Origin of the sequence: Thiocystis violacea, from assembly GCF_016583575.1 — a bacterium.
Taxonomy (GTDB): Bacteria; Pseudomonadota; Gammaproteobacteria; order Chromatiales; family Chromatiaceae; genus Thiocystis; species Thiocystis violacea.
This window is the reverse complement of the sequence record NZ_NRRG01000060.1, coordinates 1-22,008: the sequence shown is the minus strand read 5'-3', so window position 1 is coordinate 22,008 and position 22,008 is coordinate 1. Positions and strand designations below refer to the sequence as shown.

Here is a 22,008-nt window from a genome sequence, read left to right as displayed (position 1 = left end):
TCCGGCTGTCCCGTGCCGCGCGAGCGAGGGTTACCCCCGGCCATGCCGGGGGAATCGGATCAGAACTCCGGACGCGGGGTCGTGGCCGTCTCGACCGGCAGGATCGGATACTCGACCTTCGGAACCTCGCCCGTCAGGGCCGTGAGGAAGCTGGCGATCTTGCCCGCCTCTTCGTCATTGATCTCGGTGCCGAGTTGCGCGGTGCCCATCACGGCCACGGCCTGGGCGAGATCCCAGATCTGGCCGGAATGGAAGAAAGGCGCGGTCAGGGCGATGTTGCGCAAGGGCGCGGCGCGGAAGACGTACTCGTCGGAGGCGGATTTGGTGACCTGGAAACGTCCCTTGTCACCGGGCGGCAGGATGTCGGCGCCGGGCTTCTTGATCAGACCGAAGGGGAAGTAGTTCTCGCCACCGATGTTGACTCCGCTGTGGCAGGAGGCACAGCCGCGGTCGATGAAGAGCGACAAGCCTTCCTTCTGCTCGGCGGTCATGGCGGCGTCCTCGCCGGCCATGAATTTGTCGAAGGGTGCGCCGGGCGTCACCAGGGTGACCTCGAAGGCCTCGATGGCCTTGGCCATGTTGTCGAAGCTGACCGGATCGGCCTCGCCGCCGAAGGCGGTACCGAAGCGATCGACATACTCCGGCATGCTCTTGAGGGTGACCACCACCTGCTCGGGCTTGTTAGCCATCTCGACCCCCGCCTGCACCGGACCCTTGGCCTGGGCCTTGAGATCCTCGGCGCGGCCATCCCAGAACTGCGCCGAATTGAAGACGGCGTTGAAGACGGTCGGTGCGTTGCGTGGACCCTTCTGCCAGCCATGACCGACCGAGGTCGGCAGATTGTCGTCGCCGCCGGTGCCCAGGTTGTGACAGGTATTGCAACTGATCAGCCCGCTCGCCGAGATGCGCGGATCGAAGAAGAGCATCTTGCCGAGTTCGATCTTCTCGGGGGTGATGGGATTGTTCGCGGGCTGCTGCATCGCGTCGGGCAGCGCCGCGAGCCCGGCGTCGGACGCCTTCGCCCGCAGTTCCTGGTCACTGGCCGAGACGCTCGATGAAACGATGAGCGCCAGCGAGGCGATCGCGAGGGTCGATGTTCTCATTCGAGGATGCTCCTCTGTTCGAGTGGTTGAATTACGCCTCGTCAAATCAGAATATCGGAAAATACTCATGTGAGTCGTCGAGGCGTGTGCAACCCTAGAGTAACAAGGGGTTCAAGGCCAATTCGGTAAATCTATGGGGCCAATCGAGGAAGCCGATCGGCAAGCGTCCGGCCAATTACGTCCATCCCGCCTTCCGCCGGATCCGCAAGATGAGCTAGAGCCAGCCGCCGCGCCGAAAGCGCCAGATCATGAAGCCGGCAATGGACAGACACAGGCCCCAAAAGATCGGGTAGGTATAGCGCCAACCGTTCTCCGGGATGGGCATGTTCATCCCATAGACGCCGGCCAGAAAGGTGAGCGGGATGAAGATGGTCCCGATGATGGTGAGCACCTTCATGATGTCATTGGTGCGATTGGAGACGATCGAGACGTAGGTCTCGGTCACCGCGCTGGCGATCTCGCGGTAGGTCTCGATCAGGTCGATGATCTGGATGCCATGGTCGTAGACGTCACGGAAGTAGGTCTGGGTGATCGCCGAGAGACCTTCGTGCGGCTCGCGCTGGAGCTGGGACACCAGCTCGCGCATCGGCCAGGCACTGCGGCGGATCATAACGAGATCCCGCTTGATCTGATGCAGGGCCTGCAGACAGTCCGCGCGCGGGCGCTCCAGAACCTCCTCCTCGGCCAGTTCCAGACGCTCGGAGATGGCGTCGAGCAGGGGAAAGTAGTGATCGACCAGGGCGTCGATCAGGGCGTACAGGAGAAAGCTCGCATCGTGCTCGCGCACCCGCGAGCGCGGGCTGGCGAGTCGACGCGCGATCTCGTCGATGGCCGGGCTGGAGGTCTGCTGAAAGCTCAGGAGGGTGGTGCGCCCGAGGAAGAAGCCGATCTGCTCGGGCGTCATCTCATGCGCCTCCGTCAGGCGCACGCCGCGCGCGACGACGAAGAGCCGTCCCGGCTGTTCGCCGGTGCCGGGAAAGTCCTCGAGCTTCGGGCGATGGCCGACATGGAGGACGTCCTCGATGGCGAGCGGATGCAGTTGATACTTCTCCGCCAGCGCGCGAATCACGGCCTGATCCTGCAAACCCTCGACATGGATCCAGCGTACCTTGGTCCAGGACGGCCGGTGGACGGCCAGAAAGGCCCCGATGTCGGCAACCTGCTGAGTCTCTATGCGTTCCGGGCTGTAGTCGGTGCAGACGACCCGCGCGGGATGCTCGACTGCCGTCTGGGTCAGCTCATGGTATTCGATGCCGGCGGCCAACCCCGGCGCGGCGGGCTTGGGTCGCGGCAGCCGTGCGCGCGCGGCCCGCTTGACAGGGCTGTTCCGCGCGGACTTGGCGTGCCGCTGGCGCGCCTGCGCCGGATGCTCCACGCCATCGGACGGAGCGGTCGCCGGCCTCGCCTCCGCACCCTCTGGCCGCCCGTTGCTGGGGTCGCGCATCATGCCTGAATCCCATCGCTGAATGCCGGCCATCACTATCGGCCGGGGCGCGGCGGGGATCAAGTCCACCCCTACCGCGGACGATTCGAGCGGGATGGATCCTGAACCCGCCCCTGGTCAGCCTCGGTCCTATCCGTCCGTCCCGAATAGACCATCCAGTGCGGCTCGGATCCGCTCGATCACATCCTCCCAATCCCCCGCCCTTTGTTGACGAAACAGCCGCGCCGTCGGATACCAGGGGCTATCCGCGCGTTCAAGCAGCCAGCACCCGTCGCTGGGCTGGCCCAGCAGCATCCACAGGGGCTTGCCAAGTGCCCCGGCCAGGTGCGCCAAGGGGGTATCCACGCTGATCACGAGATCGAGCTGATCGATCAACGCGGCGGCGCGGGCGAAATCAGTTAGCTCCGGCTCAAGGTTGATGACGCCATGGGCGTCCAGCCAGGCGGCGTCCGACGCGGCGATCGGTGTTTGCAGGCTATACCAGCCGGCCTTCGACGCCGTGAACAGTGGGGCCAGTCGCTCGATTGGACAGGAGTGGTGACGGTTTCCGGGATGCGTCGCCGCGTCTGCCCAGAGCAGGCCGATCCGGGGCGTGTCGGCCGCCAGTCGCGGCACACCGAGGTGGTCCGGCGCGCGCAGGTAAGGCACTGTGGCGGGCAGGTTATCGAGCTGGCAGTCCAGCACACCGGGCAGGCTCGACAGGGGGCAATAGAGGTCGAAGCGGTCGGGCGGGATGTCGAGGCGTGTCTCGGCCACGCCCTCGACACCGCCCAGGAGCGGACGCAGCACATCGGCGCAGACCAGGATCAGGCGTCGACAACGGCGCGCGGCCGGCGGCAGGAAACGGGCGAACCGAATGGCCTCGCTCGCGTTGCGCTCGGTGAACACCAGCAGGGTCTTGTCCGTGATGGCCTCGCCTTGCCAGCGCGCCTGCGGGCCGCTGAAGGTCAGGCGGCCCGGCAGGCGCCAGCGCCACTCATATTCGCTCCAGCCCTCGGCGTAGCGGCCCAGTTTCAGCAGCAGGAGCGCCCGATTGACATGGGCCGTGGCGTACTGACGGTCCGCGGCGATGGCGGCGTCGAAGTGTTCGATCGCCTCGCCCCAGCGCTCCTGTCCGGCGCGGCACAGCCCCAGGCTGTTGTGCGCCTCGGCATGAGCGGGCTGCGCGGCGATGACCTGGACGAGTTCAGGCTCCGCCTCGCTCCAGCGTTCGGCCTCCACCAGGGCCACTCCAAGCTGAAAACGCGCCGTCGGATGGTGCGGATCCTGGCCCAGCACCTCGCGATAGAGGGCGCGGGCTTCCTCCAGTCGCCCCTCTTGGTGCCGCGCGTTGGCGCGCTCCAGCACGGCGAGAAGCGGATCGGCGGCCACGACCTGCCCGAGCGCCTCATCGGGCAGGGAATAGGAGGTGCGCAGCAGGGCATCGGTGGCCTCCAGCAGGATCGGGAAGCGGTGGGGCAGTAGTTGCACGGCGAAAATCTCCTGCACCGCGCCGGTGAAGACGACGAAGGCGACGATGGCGCCATCGGTCAGGTCCACCACCCACACCCCGCAGTGCCGCTCGGCCACCCGCTCGGTCAGCGGCAGTCCGGCAAAGATGGCGGTCTCACGCACCTGTGACAGTCCCACGAAGGCATAGCGGCCCGCGAAATCGAGTCCACGGGTGAAACCGGGCAGCTCGGCGATCACCCGCGGCCTCCCACCGGCCGGATCGATGGTTGTCAGGGTGCCGGCGCCGGACTCCAGCAGCCAGAGCCGGTCGGCCTGCCAGCGCGGCGAATGCGGCATGGACAGGCCACGCGCGATCACCCGCCCGCCCGGCACCTCCAGCAGCACCCCGCCGCGCGCCTTGTTCGTCCGCCAGCCGGCCGGGCTGTCGGTTTCACCCAAGGCCGTGACGTAGGCCGGGCGGCCGTTTCGGAGGGCCAGGCCATTGAGGTGACAGCGATCGGTCAGGTCATAGCCGCTGACGAACGGCGGGCGCCAGCGCGGCACCACGCTGTAGGCCGGATCGAGCGTGCAGAGACAGGACATCCGGGTGTTGACCAGCCAGAGTTCATCATCGTCGGCATAGACCAACTCGTGACTGTCGATGTCTCCGGTCACATGCATGCGGCGTGGCAGATAACAGGCGTCGCAGGGCTCCGGGAGTTTCGCGCCGACCGCCGGCAGGTCGCGGTACTCCCAGACCTGGAAGCCCGTAGCGACGGCCAGTCGCCCGCCCCGTGCCGCCAGCCCCATGGGTCTGTCCAGAGCGCAGAAATGGGTGTTCAGCACCCCGTCCCGGGCGCGCAGCAGAATGATCCGCCCGGATTGATAGGTGGAGACCAGCAGCGTAGCGCCAAGCTGTTGGAGCAGCGCCGGGAAGGATGGGGTGTGTTGGCTGGTAAACACGGCGGGACTCGCGGACAGGGGCTAGAAGTCCAGTGCGCTCAGCGTCGCCTTGGTCACGGCATCCTTGATCAGCAGCCGCACCACGCCGCTGGCGTTGGTCCCGAGCACCGCCAGCTCCGGTTTCCCATTGCCGTTCATGTCGGGCAGCACGGTCAGATCCAGCGGCTGGAGCCGTTCGAACCAGATCTTGCGCACCAGGGCACCCGTCACGGCATCGTACAACTCCGCCTGCAGCGAGCCGTTGGCGTCACCTCTCAGCACCGCGAACGCGGGGTTGCCGTTGCCCGTAACCTTGAGCACCGTGGCCAAGCGCGCCGGGGTGGTCCCCTTGGGTAGCCAGAGGTTTTTGACCAGCGCCCCGTCGCGGGCGTTGCGCCGTTCCACCTTGGGCTGGCCCGCCGTGTTGGTCGCGAGCATGGCGAGTGTCGGGGCCGGCTGACCATGGCCCGCGGCCAGCGCCGCCAGGTCGATCGGCTGGAACCCCTGGCCGAAGGAGATCTGGCTCAGCCGCCAACCCCCGCGGCTGTCCCGGATCTCGGCGGTCGGCGCCCCCGTGCGCGCCAGGCGTCCCAGCACCGCGAGTTCGGACGAGCCATTGCGGTTGAGATCCGCCACCGCCTCCAGGCGTGGCGACGCGAGGACGGAATCGTAGGCGATCACCTTCAGAAGCGCATCGGTGAGGGTGTCGCGGATCTCCACCCGCGAGCGCTGATCCGCGCCCTGTCCCAGAATGGCCAGCTCCGGGGCGCCATTGCCGTTGACATCAGGTACCAGCGCCAGATCGAGCGGGGCGTAGGCCGGATCGAGGGCGAGACTGCGTAACTGGGCACCGATGCGGGCGTCCATGACGAACACCGAGGCCGTACCTCCCGCCGCGTCCTCAAGCAGCACCGCGATGTCCGGGATGGCGTTGCCGTCGATGTCGCCGAGCGCCAGGATCCGCGTGGGGGTTGCGCCCGAGAAGCCGTCCTGCGACTCGAAGGCGCCGATATCCAGACGCCCCCCGGAGACCCGGGCAAAGCCGGAGCCGCGCTGATCGAACGCGGGCGGCGGGGCGAAGGTGGGATCGCCGCGATCGAGCGCCGGACTGCCGGCGAGCAGGGCCTGCGTCAGGGTCGGGCCGCCGTTGTCCTGGAGGGGGCCGAGTTGGGGCTCGGCGCCGAAGAGGTTGGAGCCAAACGTCACCTCCTGGATGATCGCCCCGTCGCGGTTCTCGATCAGGGAGAAATCGGCCGTGAACTGGCCCTGGAGGTCTGGTGAACTGTCCGTCGCGCGATTGTCCGCGATGAGGCTATTCCGCAGGGCCAGCGTGAAGTCGGTGATGGCCACGCCGCCGCCCTGGGACGCGGCATTGTCGGCAACCGTGGTATTGGCCAAGGTCAGCGAGATGGGTTGGGTCAGTCCAGGGAACCCCTTGAGGTAAATGCCGCCGCCCTGCGTGGCCTCGTTGCCTGAAATGGTGGTGTTTTCGATGCTCAGGGATCCGATCGTCAAATATCCGATGGAATTGAAAAATGCCAACCTTGACCAGTCCGCGAAGATTCCCCCACCGACGAGTCCCGCGGGGATCACATCCGGCGGAGTGGGTGGAAGATTGGCGGCGACATTGTCGGCAATCGTACTGTGGCGAATCTCCACGGTGAAAGCGGGAGCGTCCAGCCAGAGTCCGCTGCCCTGATTACCGGTGATCGTGGTGTTCTCGACGATCGCCAAACCAGGGACGGGCTGGTACTGATTACTGTCAGCTATGAAGGCATCGAGGATGACGATTCCTGGCCCCGCGTTGTCGGCAATGCGGCTGTCTCCCACGAATAGATCGCCACAGCCAAGAAATGCTCGCTGATTAATGCCAGATCCATTGTCCGTAATGGTCGAACCCGTGACGGTCGCGCGGCTACCATGGACGCCGGCCTGGGTGTTACCGGAAATGAGGCTATCCACCAATTCGAGCCTGGCGCCGAGTCCGCCGCCGAATCTGGAGCAGGTGCCCGTCGAGATGCCGGTGTCGTTGTTGCGGATCGTGGAATTCGTGACCCTCAAGGTTCCCGCGTATTTTGTGATGCCGGCCCCGTCGTTGTCCGTGATCAGGCTGTTGTCGATGGAATCCGAGGGGCTATTGCTCAAGGATGAAACCCCTTGCCCGCTCTGGCTGATGGCGCCGTCCGTGATCGTGATCGTTGGCTGATGAATGGAGCAGTCATAGTTACTACGGATCTCAACGGCCGCCTCGGTCGCCCGCGTGATGGTGAGGCCGGACAGCGATACGCGTGGCGCATTGACCTCCGTGTCAGGGTTATCTCGACACGCCTGCTCCCAATCCGGCCAGCCGGGCGGTGCGATGTAAAAGACGTTGGTCGTGGAATCGTGGCCATCGACCGTCAATACGTCCCGTCCCGGACCCAGAATCGCGACCGAATCGCTGATCCTGATCGACCCCGAGGTCAGCCGGATCGCCCCGCTCAGGTAGGAATCCACCAGGATCTCGTCGCGACCAGGGAGGGCGTTGGCGTCCAGGACGGCCTGACGCAAGCTGCCTCGGCCTGAATCATTGAGATTGGTGACATCGAAACGCGCGGCGATCGCGGGCGAGACTGCCAGCGCGGTCGTGAGTCCCAGGGCCAGCGTCAGGGCGGCGGGGCGGGCGCCGAGACAGGCGGCAATGGCCAGCGCGAGCGGATGGGGCTTCGAATTCAGTGATGTGGCCTCTGGCCTCCGGTCATTCATCGAAATTCTCCTGTGTACCGAGAAAGAAAAGTTCATGCCCGACAGTGCGCTTGGCGAAGAAGGCGCAGCCCTTGGCGCCGCTTGAGGTTGTCCTCAAGGCGTTTTCAATCATCGGGAACTCGTGAGACCAGGGTCAGCATGACCAACGTCACCGAGAGCGATGACGAAGGGTCTGGAGAAAGGGGTCCAAGCAAGCCTAAAACATCCGTCCGCCGATAGGCGTCGGTTGGTCGCGCCTATGTTCTTGTGGAAAAGGTAGTCCATGGGCGCGAAAAATGGTGAGCGGCCATGGATTTTGTCTGCCAACCTTGTCTCGTACACTCGATGGCTGGAGCTGATCGCGCCACCGTCAAAACGGCACCCTCTCACGCCGTCGGGTCAGCGCCCAGGCGCATTGACTTTGCATCCAATCCCTCCAGAATCCGCTCCAGCCAGGTCTACCGCCAGCCAGCGAGAGCGGAGACATGAATCCGGCCCCATCATTCCGCGAGGAACGCGAATGAAGCTCCAGAGCCACACCGGACTCATCCAGGGTCGTCCGTTCGCCGGGCCTCGGCCTCCGCCTGGGCGCGCCCACGGCTTCCGTTTCCCTGCGGCCGCGACCATCGCTCTCGGCCTGTTGCTCGTCACCGGCTGCGACGCCCCCGAGGATCTGGCCGTCGGCACCTTGGAGTGGGACCGCGTGGAACTGGTGGCCGAGGTCTCCGAGCCGATCGTCGCCATTACCGCCCGAGCCGGCGAGCGGCTCGCCGATGGAGACCTGATCCTTCAGCTCGACCCGAGACGCGCCGAGGCCCGACTGGCGGAGGCCCAGGCCGCCCAGGCCGTGGCGCGAGCGCGGCTCGCGGAGCTGCGGCGCGGTCCCAGGGAGGAACGCATCGCCGAGGCCCAGGCACGTCTGCGCGGTGCCGTGGAGGCGCTCGGGATTCGCGAGCGGGAGCTGACGCGGCTGGACCAGCTCCTGGGTCGCCAGCTCGCCAGCGCCGAGGCCGTGGATACGGCGCGGCGGCTGGTCGAGGCGGCGCGTTCCGAGCATGATCGCGCCCAGGCGGCGCTCGCTGAACTGACTGCGGGCACCACTCGGGAGGAATTGGACCAGGCCCAGGCGACCCTCGCCCAAGCCGAGGCTTCGACACGGATCCTGGCCCTGAATCTCGCGCGACTCGCCGTCCGTGCCCCGGTCCCCGGCCGGCTCGACGACCTGCCTTTCGAGCTGGGAGAGCAACCCCCGGCCGGGGGCGTGGTCGCGGTATTGCTCGCGGGGGATCGGCCTTATGCCCGGGTCTATGTCCCGGAGGCCCAGAGGGCGCATGTCGTGCCTGGGACCGCCGCGGAGGTGCGGGTGGACGGCCTCGCCGAGCCTCTGGTCGGCCGCGTCCGCAAGGTCGACTCCGATCCCGCCTTCACGCCCTTCTTCGCGCTGACCCAGCATGATCGGGGACGGCTCGCCTACCTGGCGGAAATCGACCTGCCGGACGCGCCCGTGGATTTGCCCGCCGGACCACCGCTGGAGGCCCGGTTCATGACAGAGGGAACCTCGACCCCGATGCCGGTTGTCGAGCGTTGATCCAGTGGCGGACGACTACGCCATCGAGGCCCATGGACTCACCCGGCGCTTCGGCGAGCTGACCGCCGTCGACCATCTGGATCTGCGCGTCCCCAGCGGCGAGATCTACGGCTTCCTGGGTCCCAATGGATCGGGCAAATCCACCACCATTCGCCTCCTGTGCGGCCTGCTGACACCCTCCGAGGGCGAGGCCCGCGTGCTCGGTCGCCGGGTTCCGGGCGAAGCCGAAGCCCTGAAGCAGGAGATCGGCTACATGACCCAAAGGTTCTCGCTCTACGAGGATCTGGACGTGCGCGAAAACCTGACCTTCATCGCCAACATCTACGGTATCCCCCGACGCGAGCTTCGCGCCCGCGTCGAGGGGCAGCTCGCCCGTTACCATCTGAGCGATCGGCCACGCCAGCGGGCCGGAACCCTGAGCGGCGGCCAGAAGCAGCGCCTGGCGCTCGCCGCCGCGACCCTGCACCGCCCGCGCCTGCTGCTCCTCGACGAGCCAACCAGCGCGGTCGACCCCCAGAGCCGCCGCGACTTCTGGGAGACCCTGTTCGAGCTGTCGGCCGAGGGAACCACGATCCTCGTCTCCACGCACTACATGGACGAGGCGGAACGCTGCCACCGTCTGGCGATCCTGGATCATGGCGCGATCGTGGCCGACGGCGCCCCGCGCGATCTCTACGAGGCCATGGATGCCCTTGTGGTGGAGGTCGAAACTGCGGATCCCCGTGCCGCCCGCGAGGTTCTCCTCGGACGGGAGCCCATCCTCGGCGTCACCCAGCTCGGGGTGCGTCTGCGGGTGCTGGTGGAGCGCTCCGTCGCGGACGCGCCGGACCTGGTGGGGCGTCTGCTGGACGGAGCGCGGATCCGCGCCAGCGTGACGCTCACCCATCCCGGACTGGAGGACGTGTTCGTGATGGCCACCCGTGATGCCCGGGAGCCTGTCCCATGGGAGGGCTGAGGCGCCTGTTCGCCATCGTCGGCAAGGAGGTCCGCCAACTGCGCCGGGATCGCCTCACCTTCGGTATGATCGCCGGCATCCCGGTGTTGCAGATCCTGCTTTTTGGCTACGCCATCAACACCGATGTCCGCCACCTGTCCGCGGCCGTCGCCGACCAGGCCCAGACCTCCCTGTCCCGCGAGCTGATCGCGGCAAGCCAAGCCTCCCAGGTCGTCGACATCCGGGCCAGGGTCGACACCGCGCGCGAGCTGGAACGGATGCTCGGCCGGGGCGAGATCGACGTGGGCCTCCTCATCCCCGCGGACTTCGGTCGGCGCCTGGCCGATCCGAGCCGCGCCGCCGGCCAGCTCCTGGTGGATGGAACCGATCCGACCATCCCCGCCTCGGCGCGCCAACTCGCGGCCCTGGAGCTTGGCTACGACAGCACGCCCAAACCGGCCCGACGCGAGCCCGTCTACGAGATCCGCAACTACTACAACCCGGAGCGGCGCTCGGCGATCAACATCGTTCCCGGACTGATCGGCGTCATCCTCACCATGACCATGGTGCTGTTCACGGCCGTCGCCATCGTGCGCGAGAGCGAGCGCGGCAACCTTGAACTGCTGATCAACACCCCGGTACGGCGCATCGAACTCATGATCGGCAAGATCCTGCCCTATGTCCTGATCGGACTGGTGCAGGTGACCCTCATCCTGTTGCTCGGCGCCTGGCTGTTCGACGTGCCCATCCGGGGTCCGCTGCTCCATGTCTACGGCGCCGCGGGCCTCTTCATCGCCGCCAATCTCACCCTCGGACTGGTGATCTCCACCGTCGCCAAGACCCAGTTCCAGGCCATGCAGATGACCTTTTTCTTTTTCCTGCCGTCCATCCTGCTGTCCGGATTCATGTTTCCATTCGACGGCATGCCCCCGGCCGCCCGGTACCTGGCCGAGCTTCTGCCGCTGACCCACTTCGTGCGCCTGATCCGAGGCATCATGCTGCGCGCCGCGGGACTCGGGGACATGCCGGGGGAGGTGCTGGCGTTGCTGGCCTTTACCGTCTTGACCCTCGCCGTGGCGGTCGGCCGGTTTCGGAAAACCCTGGATTGAGCCTCGGCCTGGCCATGGACCGGCCTACCAATGGGTTGCGAGCGATGCCATCCTTCGGGGCGGATCACGACCGGGCGCGACCATTGTGATCCTGACCGGCCGGACCGATTTTGGCTGAACACAGCGCGCCTTGATCCACCCAACCATCGACCACCGGAGAGACCCATGAAAGCTAGAGCCGCCGTTGCCTGGGAGCCCGCCAAGCCCCTCTCCATCGAAGAGATCGATGTCGAAGGCCCGAAGGCGGGCGAAGTGCTGCTCAAGGTGGTGGCCTCCGGGGTCTGCCATACCGATGCCTTCACGCTCTCCGGCCAGGACCCGGAGGGCGCCTTTCCCTGCGTGCTCGGTCACGAGGGCGGCTGCGAGGTGCTGGAATGCGGAGCGGACGTCAAGGATCTGAAGCCGGGCGACCACGTCATCCCGCTCTACATCCCGGAGTGCGGCGAGTGCGCCTACTGCCACTCCACCAAGACCAATCTCTGTCAGTCCATCGCCTCCACCGTCTGGACCGGTTACATGCCGGACGGCACCCGCCGCTTCTCCCAGAACGGCAAGCCGATCTTTCATTACATGGGTTGCTCGACCTTCTCCGAGTACACCGTAGTGCCCGAGATCGCGCTGGCCAAGATCAACCCGGCGGCGCCGCTGGACAAGGTCTGCCTGCTCGGCTGCGGCATCACCACCGGCATCGGCGCGGTGCTGAACACCGCCAAGGTGGAGCCCGGCTCGACGGTCGCGGTCTTCGGTCTCGGCGGCATCGGACTCTCGGTCGTGCAGGGCGCGGTGATGGCGAAGGCCGCGCGCATCATCGTCATCGACCTGAATCCGGCCAAGTTCGAGATGGCCCGCCAGCTCGGCGCCACCGACTGCGTCAACCCGAGGGAGCTGACCGGCAGCGTCACCGAGGCGATCGTCGAGATGACCCAGGGCGGCGTCGACTATTCCTTCGAGTGCATCGGCAACGTGGACGTGATGCGCGAGGCCCTGGAGTGCTGTCACATGGGCTGGGGCGTCTCAACCATCATCGGCGTGGCCGGGGCCGGGCAGGAGATCCGCACCCGCCCCTTCCAACTGGTGACCGGGCGCACTTGGAAAGGCACCGCCTTTGGTGGCGTCAAGGGCCGCAGCCAACTGCCGGGCTATGTCGACCGGTATCTGGCAGGCGAGATCGAGGTGGACCGGATGGTGACCCACACGATGCCGCTGGAGGACATCAACCGCGCCTTCGACCTCATGCACAGCGGCGAAAGCATCCGCTCCGTGATCGTTTTTTGAGGAGATGACCATGGAGCGCATCGAACGCATCGAACACGTCCGGGAATTCGGCGGCTGGCTGGACCGCTACCGCCACGACTCCGAGACCTGTCATTGCCGCATGACCTTTTCGGTCTACCTGCCGCCACAGGCGGAATCCGCTCCGGTGCCCGCCGTCTATTTTCTATCGGGACTGACCTGCACCGACGACAACGTGCGGGTCAAGGCCGGCGCCCAGCGCTATGCCGCCGAGCTGGGGCTGGCGCTGGTCATGCCGGACACCAGCCCGCGCGGCGAGGACGTGGCCGACGCACCGGATCGGTACGATCTCGGCCAGGGCGCCGGGTTTTACGTCAACGCCAGCCGTCCGCCCTGGGCGGCGCACTATCGGATGTTCGACTATGTGAACCAGGAACTGCCCGCCCTGGTGGAGCGGGAGCTGCCGCTCATTCCAGGGCGGCGATCCATCACCGGGCACTCCATGGGCGGCCACGGCGCCATGATCAGCGCGCTCAAGAATCCCGGTCTCTACCGCTCGGTATCCGCCTTCGCGCCCATCGGCAACCCGATGGAATGCGGCTGGGGCCAGGGCTGCCTCGGCGCCTATCTGGGCGAGGACCGGGCGAGCTGGCGGGAGTGGGACGCGACCGAGCTGATCCGCGCCGGCGCGGCGCCGATCCCGCTGCTGATCGACCAGGGCACGGATGACGAATTTCTCCGCGACGGACAGCTCCGGCCCGAGGCGCTCTCGCAAGCCTGCGCGGAACGGGGCTTTCCACTGACCCTAAGGATGCAGCCGGGCTACGACCACAGCTACCACTTCATCGCCTCCTTCATCGGCGAGCATCTGGCTTACCATGCGCGCGCCCTGAGGGACTAGCCGGCGCCTCCTGGAGACCCGAGGATCCGCCGCCATGGACGTCACACCGACAGCTCCCAGACCCGCACGGGCTCGAGTCTTGACATCGGAGCAGGCGTCGGTGCTTGGCCGACTTGACTCGGGCGCAGGCGGGCGGTGAGCCAAAAGGTGTTGATGAGCGGGTGGTGCCTTAATTCGCAGGATGGCTACCCGAACGGGTTTCTTCGGAAGCCCCGTTAGACAGGCGTTACCGCCGGCGATCCGCCATAGCCCATCCTGCTGATTGGGGCACTACCTGATAAAAGGAAACGGATTGTGTCATTACATACCGACAACATGCGGGCCGTCGCGAAACTTGTACAGGAACGGCCATGCAACGAAAACGACTACGCCGCCATGACGCCAGCGGTCATCGACCGCTGGCTTCGGGTCAAACCGAATCGCCCTGCCGCGCGAAAGGGAGTCGATTCGATTGATTGATCGAGACCACGAGATTCGTCTGGCGGCCTTTGCCCGCTGCGCGCGGCTCATGCACGATTACGGCGGAGCCGTTGCCTGGGAGGCGATTCAGGAGGGTTTCGAGTTCGACGGCGAGCGGGTTTATCTCGCCGGCAAGGCGCGCGGCATTCATCGACCGAGACAGATGACGCGCGGCGTCCTCAGCATCAAGACCACCAAACCCCGGAAAGGACGCACCGCCCGCTAATATCTCACCAACGGTTTCTGTCTCTCGATCCTGCACCACACCGCCTATGACCGAAATCTGTTGGGGATCGACCCAGACGGGCGGATCGTCATCGCCGAGTCCGTGCTCGCGCAGCACGATGGGCCAACATTGGAGGCGGGGACCAAGGGATTACACGGTCAACAGATCCAGCTTCCGCACCATGAGCGGGATCGGCCGAATCGGGACTATCTGGCTGAACGGTTTGATGTGTTTCGGCGGGTGCTGTGACGGTATGGAGAGCGTTCAGTCGGTAATGATCTGGAATTATTAAGGGAGCCGGGTGCGACCGGAATACGCGGATTGCTGTCAGTCGAGCCACCTTGCCCAGTGACGGAGCTGCCCCGACTGCGATCACTGGGATCGCGTATGGCGACAGCCTGGACTCGGCCAAGAGCGGTCACCCACGCTCGTCGTGCGAGCGACCGGTCTACGTTGGAACGCTGCCGCCTGGATTGCGCTTGGCGGTGCCGGCAAGTCGGGCCGCAATGGATGGACAGTCGCTTCGCTGAATCACGCTAGAACACCATCATCAGCGCGCCCGCGAAGGTCAGCAGGACATTGGCGAAGGTGTAGGTGCCGGCGTACCCGAGTGAGGGGACGCCCGAGCGGGCCGCCTCGGTGACCACGTTGAGCGCGGGCGTACTGGTCATGGCCCCCGTGATCGCGCCGAGGAGCAGCGCGGGATTCATGCGCAGCAGATAGCGCCCGACCAGGTAGCCGGCCAGGGCTGGCAGCAGGGTGATGAGGACACCGCTCGCGATGACGAGCGGCCCCACGGAGGCGAGTGCCGCAACGACCCCACCGCCGGCGTTCAGCCCCACGCTGGCCATGAAGAGCATGAGTCCGAACTCCATCAGCACGAAGCGCGCCGGGGCTGGCACCCGCCCGAACGTGGGCATCACCGAGCCGAGGTAGCCAATGAGGATGCCGACGAGCAAGAGTCCTCCGGCCGTTCCCAAGCCGATGGAGATGTCTCCCAGGACAACGGTGACCAGCCCCAAGAGGATTCCCGCGATCATGCCAAAGGCAAAGGTCGCGAGGTCGGTCTTCTCCAAGTCTTGCTCAATGAATCCGATCAATTCGGCCAGACGCCGCAGATGGTCCCACTCCCCGACCACCTCGAGTCGATCGCCCTTCATCAGCGGCAACGCGGGGTCTAGGGGCAGGTCGACGGAGGCGCGCGTCAGCCCCGTGGCGAAGCAGCCATAGGTGTTCGGCATGTCGAGATCCTTCAAGGGCTTGCCAACGACCTTGGCCTCGGCGACCACGATCTCGCGGCGAGTGACCCGATAGCTCAGCATCTCCGCATCCAGCACCTCCTCGCCGCCCTGCTCACGGGCGCGGGCATGGACGTCGATGCTGGCGATTAAGGAGACGATGTCCCGCTCCTGCAGCATCAGGTCGGGGGAGGCGTCCATCCGCGCCCCGTCACGCTTGATCTGGAGGATCTTGCCCTGGACCTGGCCGTGCTCGGCGTTGATCTGGCCGATGGTCTTGCCCGCCGCCTCCGCGCCGACCCGATAGGCGCGCACGATCGGCAGGCTGCCGCCGCTGCCGCGCCGACGGCCGCGGTTCAGACCGCGCGCCTCGGCGAAGCGCGCGGCCTCGGCCGGAAGATCGATCCCGGCCAGGCGCGGGAAGAAGCGCACCGCCAGGATCGTCCCCACGGTGCCGAAGACATAGGTGATGGCGTAGCCGACGCCAATGTTCTCCCGGGCCTGCTCCGCCGTCACCCCGCTGGACAGGGTCGCGAGCCCGCTGTTGACCGCGTCCTGCGCGCCGGCCAGGGTCGGCGTACTGGTGAGTGCCCCGGCGAGCATGCCGGCGCCGAAGCCGTCCTGGAAGCCGAGGAGGTCACTCAGGCCGAAGGCCAAGGCCGCGGCCGTAGCTGCCACCACGAGCGCCAAGACCACATAGCGCACGCCGTCCGCCGCAAAGGCGCTGAAGAAGGTGGGGCCGGCCTGGATGCCGACCGAGAAGATGAAGAGGGCAAAGCCGAAGGTGCCAGCCCCGACGGGCGCGACGAATCCCAGATGGCCAAAGAACAGGCCGACCACCAGGACACCAATGACGGGTCCCGCCTGAAGACCCGCCAGGCGCAGGTTGCCCGCCAGGTACCCGAGGCCGATCACCGTGAAAAGGAGCAGCATCGGGTTATCGCTCAGCAACGCAGAGAGATCGATGTTCATGGAGGGCCTCGGGTTAAGTCTGATGAGAGCGCGTCCAACCGACGCCATCGGGTCAAGGGTGAGACGGATCGGATACGGTTATGTCGGGCGTCCCGCTCGGCTCCTGTGGCGGCGCGGCACCTAGCCGGGCGCATCGCCGCGAATCCGCAACAGCACCGCATACAGCAGCGGCACGACGATCAGCGTCAAGAGGGTCGCAAAGGCCAGACCGAACATGATGGTCACGGCCATGCTCTTGAAGAAGGGATCCGCCAGCAGCGGCGCGACGCCGAGGATGGTGGTGAGCGCCCCGAGAAAGACCGGGCGGGCGCGGCCGACGCTGGCATCGAGCACCGCAGCCAGCCCCGGCTTGCCCTCCCGACGCTCGGCATCGGCCTGATCGACCAGCACGATGGAATTCTTCACCAGCATGCCGATCAGGCTCAGGAAGCCGAGGATCGCCATGAATTCGAACGGCGCCTGGAACAGTAGCAGCCCGACGGTCACGCCGACGATGGCCAGCGGTGCCGTGAGCCAGATCACCAGGGGCTGGCGAACGGCGTTGAACATGACCACCACCGCGAGGATCATGGCCGCGAAGCCATAGGGTGCCGACTGGGCGAGTCCCGCGTTCGCCTCTCGGGACGCCTGGTCTTCGCCTTCCCATTCCAGCGCATAGCCGGGCGGGCGCTCGATGGCCTCGATCCTGGGCCGCAGGCGCTCGAGCAGCGGGCCGGCCAGCGCGCCGGGCGGCGGATCGCACTGGGCCTTGAGCGTCGGGAAGCGGTCGACCCGGCGGATCATGGCGTCCACCCACTCCACCTTCACCCCGGTCACGAGCTGGCCGACCGGCAGATAGCGCCCGGCGGTGGGGCTGTAGACCTGGACGCTCTCCAACTGCGCGGCCGTGCGCCGCTCCGACGCCGGGGCACGGGCGATGATGGGGATCAGCCGATCACCTTCGCGGTAGACCCCGACGTGACTGCCGCTGAAGGCGCGGTTCAGTGCCACGCTGATCTCGGTGACACCGACCCCGGCGCGCTCGGCGGCCACCTGATCGACGGCGGGACGCAGCACCGGCACTTTCTGCCGCCAGTCGTCCTGGATCGCCACGGCCTGCGGATCGTTCGCCATGACGGCCTTGGCCTCGTCCGCCAACCGGCGCAGGACCACTGGGTCCAATCCGCGGAAGGCGGCCTCGATCTTCTTGCCGCCGCCGCGCCCGAGCATGAACTTCCAAACCTTGATGTCGGCGTCCGGATGCCGCGGCTCCAGCTCCTGTTGCAGCGCCGCGACCAGCGAAGCGATCTGGCCCGCGTCCTCGACGTCGACCAGCAGTTGACCATAGGCGCTGTTGGGGTCTTCCGGGCTGTAGGTCAGCATGAAGCGCAGCCCGCCCTGGCCGATGAAGCTGCTGACATGGGTCACGCCCGGCTTGGTACGGACATGCTCCTCGGCCTTCGCCAGCTCCGCCGCGGTCACCTCGATGTCGGTGCCCTGGGGCAGGAAGAGATCGACGATGAACTGCGCCCGCGCCGATTCCGGCATGAAGCCCGGCGGCACCCGCCCGAAGCCGCCGACTGCGGCGATCAACAGCAGGATCAGCGCCGCCCCGGTCAGGGCGCGGCGGCGCAGCACCAGCCCCAGCAGCCCGCGGTAGCGCCGCAGCACCGGACCAAGGGGCGCATCCGCCGCCAGCGGCTTGACCTTGAGGAACGAGACGCAGAGCAGCGGCGTCAGCGTGACCGCGAACAGCCAGCTCAGCAGCATCGCGTAGAGGATCACCCAGAACAGCGAGCCGGCGTACTCGCCCATGTCCGTCGGCGAGAGGCCGATGGCGCTGAAGGCCAGGATGCCGACGGCGGTGCCGCCGAGCAGCGGCCACTGGGTCGCCTGGACCACGGCGACGGCGGCGCGGGCGCGGTCCTCGCCGCGCCGCAGGCGCACCAGGATGCCGTCGGTGACGACGATGGCGTTGTCCACCAGCATGCCGAGCGCGATGATCAGCGCGCCGAGCGAGATACGCTGCATCGCGATGCCGTCGAGCCACATCGCGATCAGCGTCCCGGCGACGGTGAGCAGCAGCACGGCGCCGACGATGAGGCCGCTGCGCAGGCCCATGAAGAGCACCAGCACCAGCACCACGATCACTACCGCCGCGACCAGATTGGCGACGAAGCCGTCCACCGCCGCGCGCACCGCGTCGGACTGGTAGGAGACGACGTTCAGCTCCATGCCCACCGGGCGCTGGCCTTCCAGCTCGGCCAGCCGGGCGCGCACGGCGTCGCCCATGGCCACGACATTGCCGCCGGTGATGTTGGAAACCCCGAGACCGATGGCCGGTTGGCCGTCGAAGCGCATGAGGGCTTGCGGCGGCTCCACCAGCCCTCGCCCAATGCGGGCGACGTCCTTCAGAAAGATCACCTGCTCGCCGCCGGGGGAGGCGAGGACGAGGTTGCCGATCGCCTCGACGGAATCGACCGCGCCGGTGGGGCTGATCTGGATTCTCTGTTCGCCGGCGCGTAGATCGCCCGCCGGGGTAATCAGGTTCTGCCGACGCAACTGCTCGCCGATCGCATCGACCGAGAGCCCGAGCTGTGCCGCCTTGGCCGCCGAGATCTCGACGAAGATGGCCTCCTGCGGGGCGCCCAGGACCGCCACCCGGGCGACACCGGGCACCAGCGCCAGCTCGCGCCGGAGCTTGTCGACATAGTCCTCGATCTGCTCCAGCGCGTAGCCGTCGCCGGTGACCGCGAAGAAGAGGGCATAGACGTCGCCGAAGTCGTCGTTGACCACGGATGGGCCGGCCCCCGGCGGCAGTTGCCGCTGCGCGTCGTCGACCTTGCGGCGCAGCTTGTCCCAGACCTGCTCCAGATCGTCCCTGGTCTTGGCGAAGCGCATGTCGATCTCGACCTTGACCAGCGAGCGGCCCATGCTGGAGACGGAGCTGACCTCCTTGAGTTCCTGCAACTGCTGGACGGCGCCCTCAATGACGTCGGTCACCTCCTCGGCGACCTGAATCGGCAGCGCGCCCGGGTAGGGCGTGACGACGACCGCCTGGCGGATCACGAACTCGGGATCCTCGAAGCGGCCGAGCTGCTGATAGCCAATCCATCCGCCGACGAGCACGACCAGGGCGGCGAGCCAGACGATGGTGCGCTTGTGCAGACTGTCGGCAGCAAGATTCATGGTTGGGGCGCTTGGGATCCCGATCTCAGAGCGGATGAACGCGCATGCCGTCGCGAAGCCGGTGGACGCCGACCGTGACGATCCGCTCGCCGGGCGTGAGCCCCTCGCGCACCAGGACGTCCGCGCCGCTGACCGGGCCGACGGCGATCGGCCGCCGCGCGACCCGAGCGCTGTCAGGGTCGACCACCCAGACGCCCGGCGCGCCGTCGGGTCCGGCCACGACGGCCTTCAGCGGAATACGCACAGCGCTTGCGCCGTCGCCACGCGCGGAATCTTTGGGAAAGACATCGACCGACATCCCGGGCAGCACCTGCAGGTCCGCCGGGCTGGCCAATTCGAGCACGACCTCGTAGGTCTGGGTCTGCGGGTCCGCCTCGGTCGAAAAGGACTTGAGCGTCACCGGGAACCGACGCTCGGGCCGCTCAGCGAACAGCGCATAGCCCGCCGCTCGGCGCGGCTCGGCGCGCACGACCCGTTCCGGCACATGGATGACGATCTCCAGCGCGCTGACATCCTGCAGGCTGACCACCGGCTCCTTGGCCTGAACGGTCTGGAAATTCTCGAGATAGCGACGGGCGACGACGCCGGCGAAAGGCGCGGTCAGGCGGGTGTCTTCCAGATCCTTGCGGGCGGCGGCGAAGCCTGAGCGGGCCACTTCCATGGCCGTGCGCTTCAGATCCAGCTCGGCGCGCGCAACGGCCTTACTCTTCTCCCAGAGTTGGCGCACCCGCTCGTAGTCCGCCGTGGCCTGGTCGAGCTCGACCTTCGCCACCCCAAGCCGCGTGTCGAACGCGGCGGGGTCCAGACGCGCGATCAGGTCACCGGCGCCCACCCGCTCACCCTCCGCGACCGGAAGCGCGATGATCCGACCGGGTACGTCGAACGCGAGCGCGGCCCGCTGCGCGGCTCTGACGCGTCCCGGAAAGCGCAGACCGGAGTCGAGATCGGTGGCGGCGATCTCCATGATCTCGGCCGGCCGCGAGGGCGGATCGATGGGCTGAGTCGGCAGCCTCTGGTCTTGACAGCCGCAGAGCGCCGCGACCGCGATCAGCGCGGCGGTGAACCGACGCCCCCGAGCAAGGTGGTGACCCGGCTGACCCTGGCATGGAGGCTTGCGAATCTCTGTCGACACGATGAGGAACCTGGGGCGAGATCTCGCCGGCCATTGCGGACCGGCAGCGGACCGGTAAGCTTCGGGTTCCAGGCCCTTGTCCGCAATGCGCCGACCGCCCAAAATGGGCGGTCACCTTATCGCCCCCGATCGGCTGACCGCCCAGCGCGCCGACCCGAGGCATTCGCCACCCTGAGCCGATTCGGTCATGACGTTCGAGCACGAAGACCTGGCCCACCACTTCGGCCGCATCTGGCCGGTGCATGTCGAGGAGTTCAGCGCACTCCTGATCGCGCTGCGGAGGCACTTCGGGGGGGACTTAGATCGCATGCTGGTGCTGGCCATCATTGGCTCGCGGACCCTGCCGCGTCGCCGCATCGATGGGCTTTCATACGACGAGATCATGGTCTTGGCGAGGAACGAGCACGCGCCCGACCCCGACCCCATTAACCTTCAGTCCATCGCCGACTGCAGTGGCATCGCGCGCGAGACCGTGCGTCGAAAGGTCCGCGACCTCGAAGCCGCGGGGTGGATCGTCAAGCGGGAGAACGGCTATCTGCTCGCCTCGACGCAGGCCGCCAGGGACCTTGCCCCGATGACCGAGGTGACCATGCGGTATCTCGTCGCTATTGGCAACGCCTGTATCGAGGCGACAACCAAGAGCTAAGTCCTGTCATCAACCGCCATTTCGGGAAAAGTCAACACTGCTGCGGCCTGTCGGGACCAGACCGAGCAGATACTTCCAGTCCAGTCGGCCCCGGACCGCATCGGCCGCCGCGCGATCCGACACATTCTCGACAAACTGCAGAACCATCACCCAAGCCAACCGTCCCGGAGCTTCGGCCGGTTGCCCGCGCCGGGGGAAGAGATCCGCAAATCGCTCATTGGCGTACAGCGCCCCCAATGCCTCTGCCAATCGCAAACACAACGTGCCGTGAGGAAAGGCCGCGAAAGCCACCCGGCGTGTACTCAGGCGGAATGTCAAAAGCGATGCGAAACTGGAGCGACATGGGAAACCTACGAGTCGGTGAGCGGCAAGCCGTCAGGTCTTCCTGAGACCGTGGACCGCTGAACCAACGTCAATGCTCCGTCACTCGGCGCCTAAAAATGAATTCGCCACCAGTGTCAACTGCTTGTTCTACTCCAATACACCAAGACCGCCATCGAAATCGGCGCGTTACAACCATTTTTTCTGAACGGAATCTTCGATTGAAAAGGCCGGATCTCAAGGTAGTATTTTGGTATGTTTTTTGTGGATCGGTGACTGCCGCCTATTTGTTTAAGCAATTGATCTCAGTACAGTGCATTTCACATTAAGATATTGATTATAATGACATCGCCATGAGATTCTGCCCCCAATGTCCTGATGTCTGAAATCCGTACCGTCAAACGGCTCCGAACCCTGCTCGCCACTCACCTGGACTG

Annotated in this window: 15 protein-coding genes and 1 pseudogene; 8 read left to right on the top strand and 8 right to left on the bottom strand. The window is 66.5% G+C overall.

Annotated elements, in window-relative coordinates:
* Positions 1-59: 59 nt before the first annotated feature.
* The 4 genes from CKO27_RS20410 to CKO27_RS20395 all read right to left on the bottom strand — a co-directional run bounded on the left by CKO27_RS20410 (position 60) and on the right by CKO27_RS20395 (position 7,665).
* A complete protein-coding gene (locus CKO27_RS20410; RefSeq protein WP_200376767.1) occupies positions 60-1,103 on the bottom strand; it encodes a cytochrome-c peroxidase in 1,044 nt (347 codons plus the stop codon).
* A gap of 214 nt (positions 1,104-1,317) precedes the next feature.
* Positions 1,318-2,550, bottom strand: a complete 1,233-nt coding sequence (gene corA, locus CKO27_RS20405; protein WP_200376766.1) for a magnesium/cobalt transporter CorA — start codon at positions 2,548-2,550, stop codon at positions 1,318-1,320.
* Positions 2,551-2,676: 126 nt separating this feature from the next.
* A complete protein-coding gene (locus CKO27_RS20400; protein WP_200376765.1) occupies positions 2,677-4,941 on the bottom strand; it encodes a TIGR03032 family protein in 2,265 nt (754 codons plus the stop codon).
* A 21-nt stretch (positions 4,942-4,962) separates the two neighbouring features.
* The gene (locus CKO27_RS20395) at positions 4,963-7,665 is read right to left on the bottom strand and encodes a right-handed parallel beta-helix repeat-containing protein (RefSeq protein WP_200376764.1); all 2,703 of its coding nucleotides are present in this window, start codon (positions 7,663-7,665) and stop codon (positions 4,963-4,965) included.
* Positions 7,666-8,164: 499 nt separating this feature from the next.
* On the opposite strand from CKO27_RS20395, the gene CKO27_RS20390 reads away from it, so the two are divergent.
* The 7 genes from CKO27_RS20390 (at position 8,165) to CKO27_RS24680 (ending at position 14,343) form a co-directional block, all read left to right on the top strand.
* Positions 8,165-9,232: an HlyD family secretion protein gene (locus CKO27_RS20390; protein WP_200376763.1), complete on the top strand. Its 1,068-nt coding sequence runs from the start codon at positions 8,165-8,167 to the stop codon at positions 9,230-9,232.
* Positions 9,233-9,236: 4 nt separating this feature from the next.
* Positions 9,237-10,187, top strand: a complete 951-nt coding sequence (locus CKO27_RS20385) for an ATP-binding cassette domain-containing protein (RefSeq protein ID WP_200376762.1) — start codon at positions 9,237-9,239, stop codon at positions 10,185-10,187.
* On the top strand, positions 10,175-11,275 hold the full coding sequence (locus CKO27_RS20380; protein ID WP_200376761.1) for an ABC transporter permease: 1,101 nt from the start codon (positions 10,175-10,177) through the stop codon (positions 11,273-11,275). Before CKO27_RS20385 ends, CKO27_RS20380 begins: the two co-directional genes overlap by 13 nt.
* Before the next feature lie 165 nt (positions 11,276-11,440).
* Positions 11,441-12,550: an S-(hydroxymethyl)glutathione dehydrogenase/class III alcohol dehydrogenase gene (locus tag CKO27_RS20375; RefSeq protein WP_200376760.1), complete on the top strand. Its 1,110-nt coding sequence runs from the start codon at positions 11,441-11,443 to the stop codon at positions 12,548-12,550.
* 4 nt (positions 12,551-12,554) lie between these two features.
* Positions 12,555-13,409: an S-formylglutathione hydrolase gene (gene fghA, locus CKO27_RS20370; protein WP_207280996.1), complete on the top strand. Its 855-nt coding sequence runs from the start codon at positions 12,555-12,557 to the stop codon at positions 13,407-13,409.
* A 451-nt stretch (positions 13,410-13,860) separates the two neighbouring features.
* Positions 13,861-14,094, top strand: a complete 234-nt coding sequence (locus CKO27_RS24685; protein ID WP_242471041.1) for a hypothetical protein — start codon at positions 13,861-13,863, stop codon at positions 14,092-14,094.
* A 60-nt stretch (positions 14,095-14,154) separates the two neighbouring features.
* Positions 14,155-14,343, top strand: coding sequence for a hypothetical protein (locus tag CKO27_RS24680; RefSeq protein WP_242471040.1), 189 nt, complete (start codon positions 14,155-14,157; stop codon positions 14,341-14,343).
* Between the two features lie 287 nt (positions 14,344-14,630).
* On the opposite strand, the gene CKO27_RS20360 is transcribed toward CKO27_RS24680, so the two are convergent.
* The 3 genes from CKO27_RS20360 to CKO27_RS20350 all read right to left on the bottom strand — a co-directional run bounded on the left by CKO27_RS20360 (position 14,631) and on the right by CKO27_RS20350 (position 20,604).
* Positions 14,631-16,304, bottom strand: a complete 1,674-nt coding sequence (locus tag CKO27_RS20360) for an aspartate:alanine exchanger family transporter (protein ID WP_200376759.1) — start codon at positions 16,302-16,304, stop codon at positions 14,631-14,633.
* Between the two features lie 120 nt (positions 16,305-16,424).
* On the bottom strand, positions 16,425-19,472 hold the full coding sequence (locus CKO27_RS20355) for an efflux RND transporter permease subunit (RefSeq protein WP_200376758.1): 3,048 nt from the start codon (positions 19,470-19,472) through the stop codon (positions 16,425-16,427).
* Positions 19,473-19,497: 25 nt separating this feature from the next.
* The gene (locus CKO27_RS20350; RefSeq protein ID WP_200376757.1) at positions 19,498-20,604 is read right to left on the bottom strand and encodes an efflux RND transporter periplasmic adaptor subunit; all 1,107 of its coding nucleotides are present in this window, start codon (positions 20,602-20,604) and stop codon (positions 19,498-19,500) included.
* Between the two features lie 187 nt (positions 20,605-20,791).
* Here CKO27_RS20350 and CKO27_RS20345 point away from each other — a divergent pair, with 187 nt between their 5' ends.
* Positions 20,792-21,250, top strand: a complete 459-nt coding sequence (locus tag CKO27_RS20345) for a cyclic nucleotide-binding domain-containing protein (RefSeq protein ID WP_200376756.1) — start codon at positions 20,792-20,794, stop codon at positions 21,248-21,250.
* Positions 21,251-21,307: 57 nt separating this feature from the next.
* Here the strand turns inward: CKO27_RS20345 and CKO27_RS20340 are convergent.
* Positions 21,308-21,568: pseudogene (locus CKO27_RS20340) on the bottom strand (transposase); the annotation flags it as partial.
* Positions 21,569-22,008: the final 440 nt, after the last annotated feature.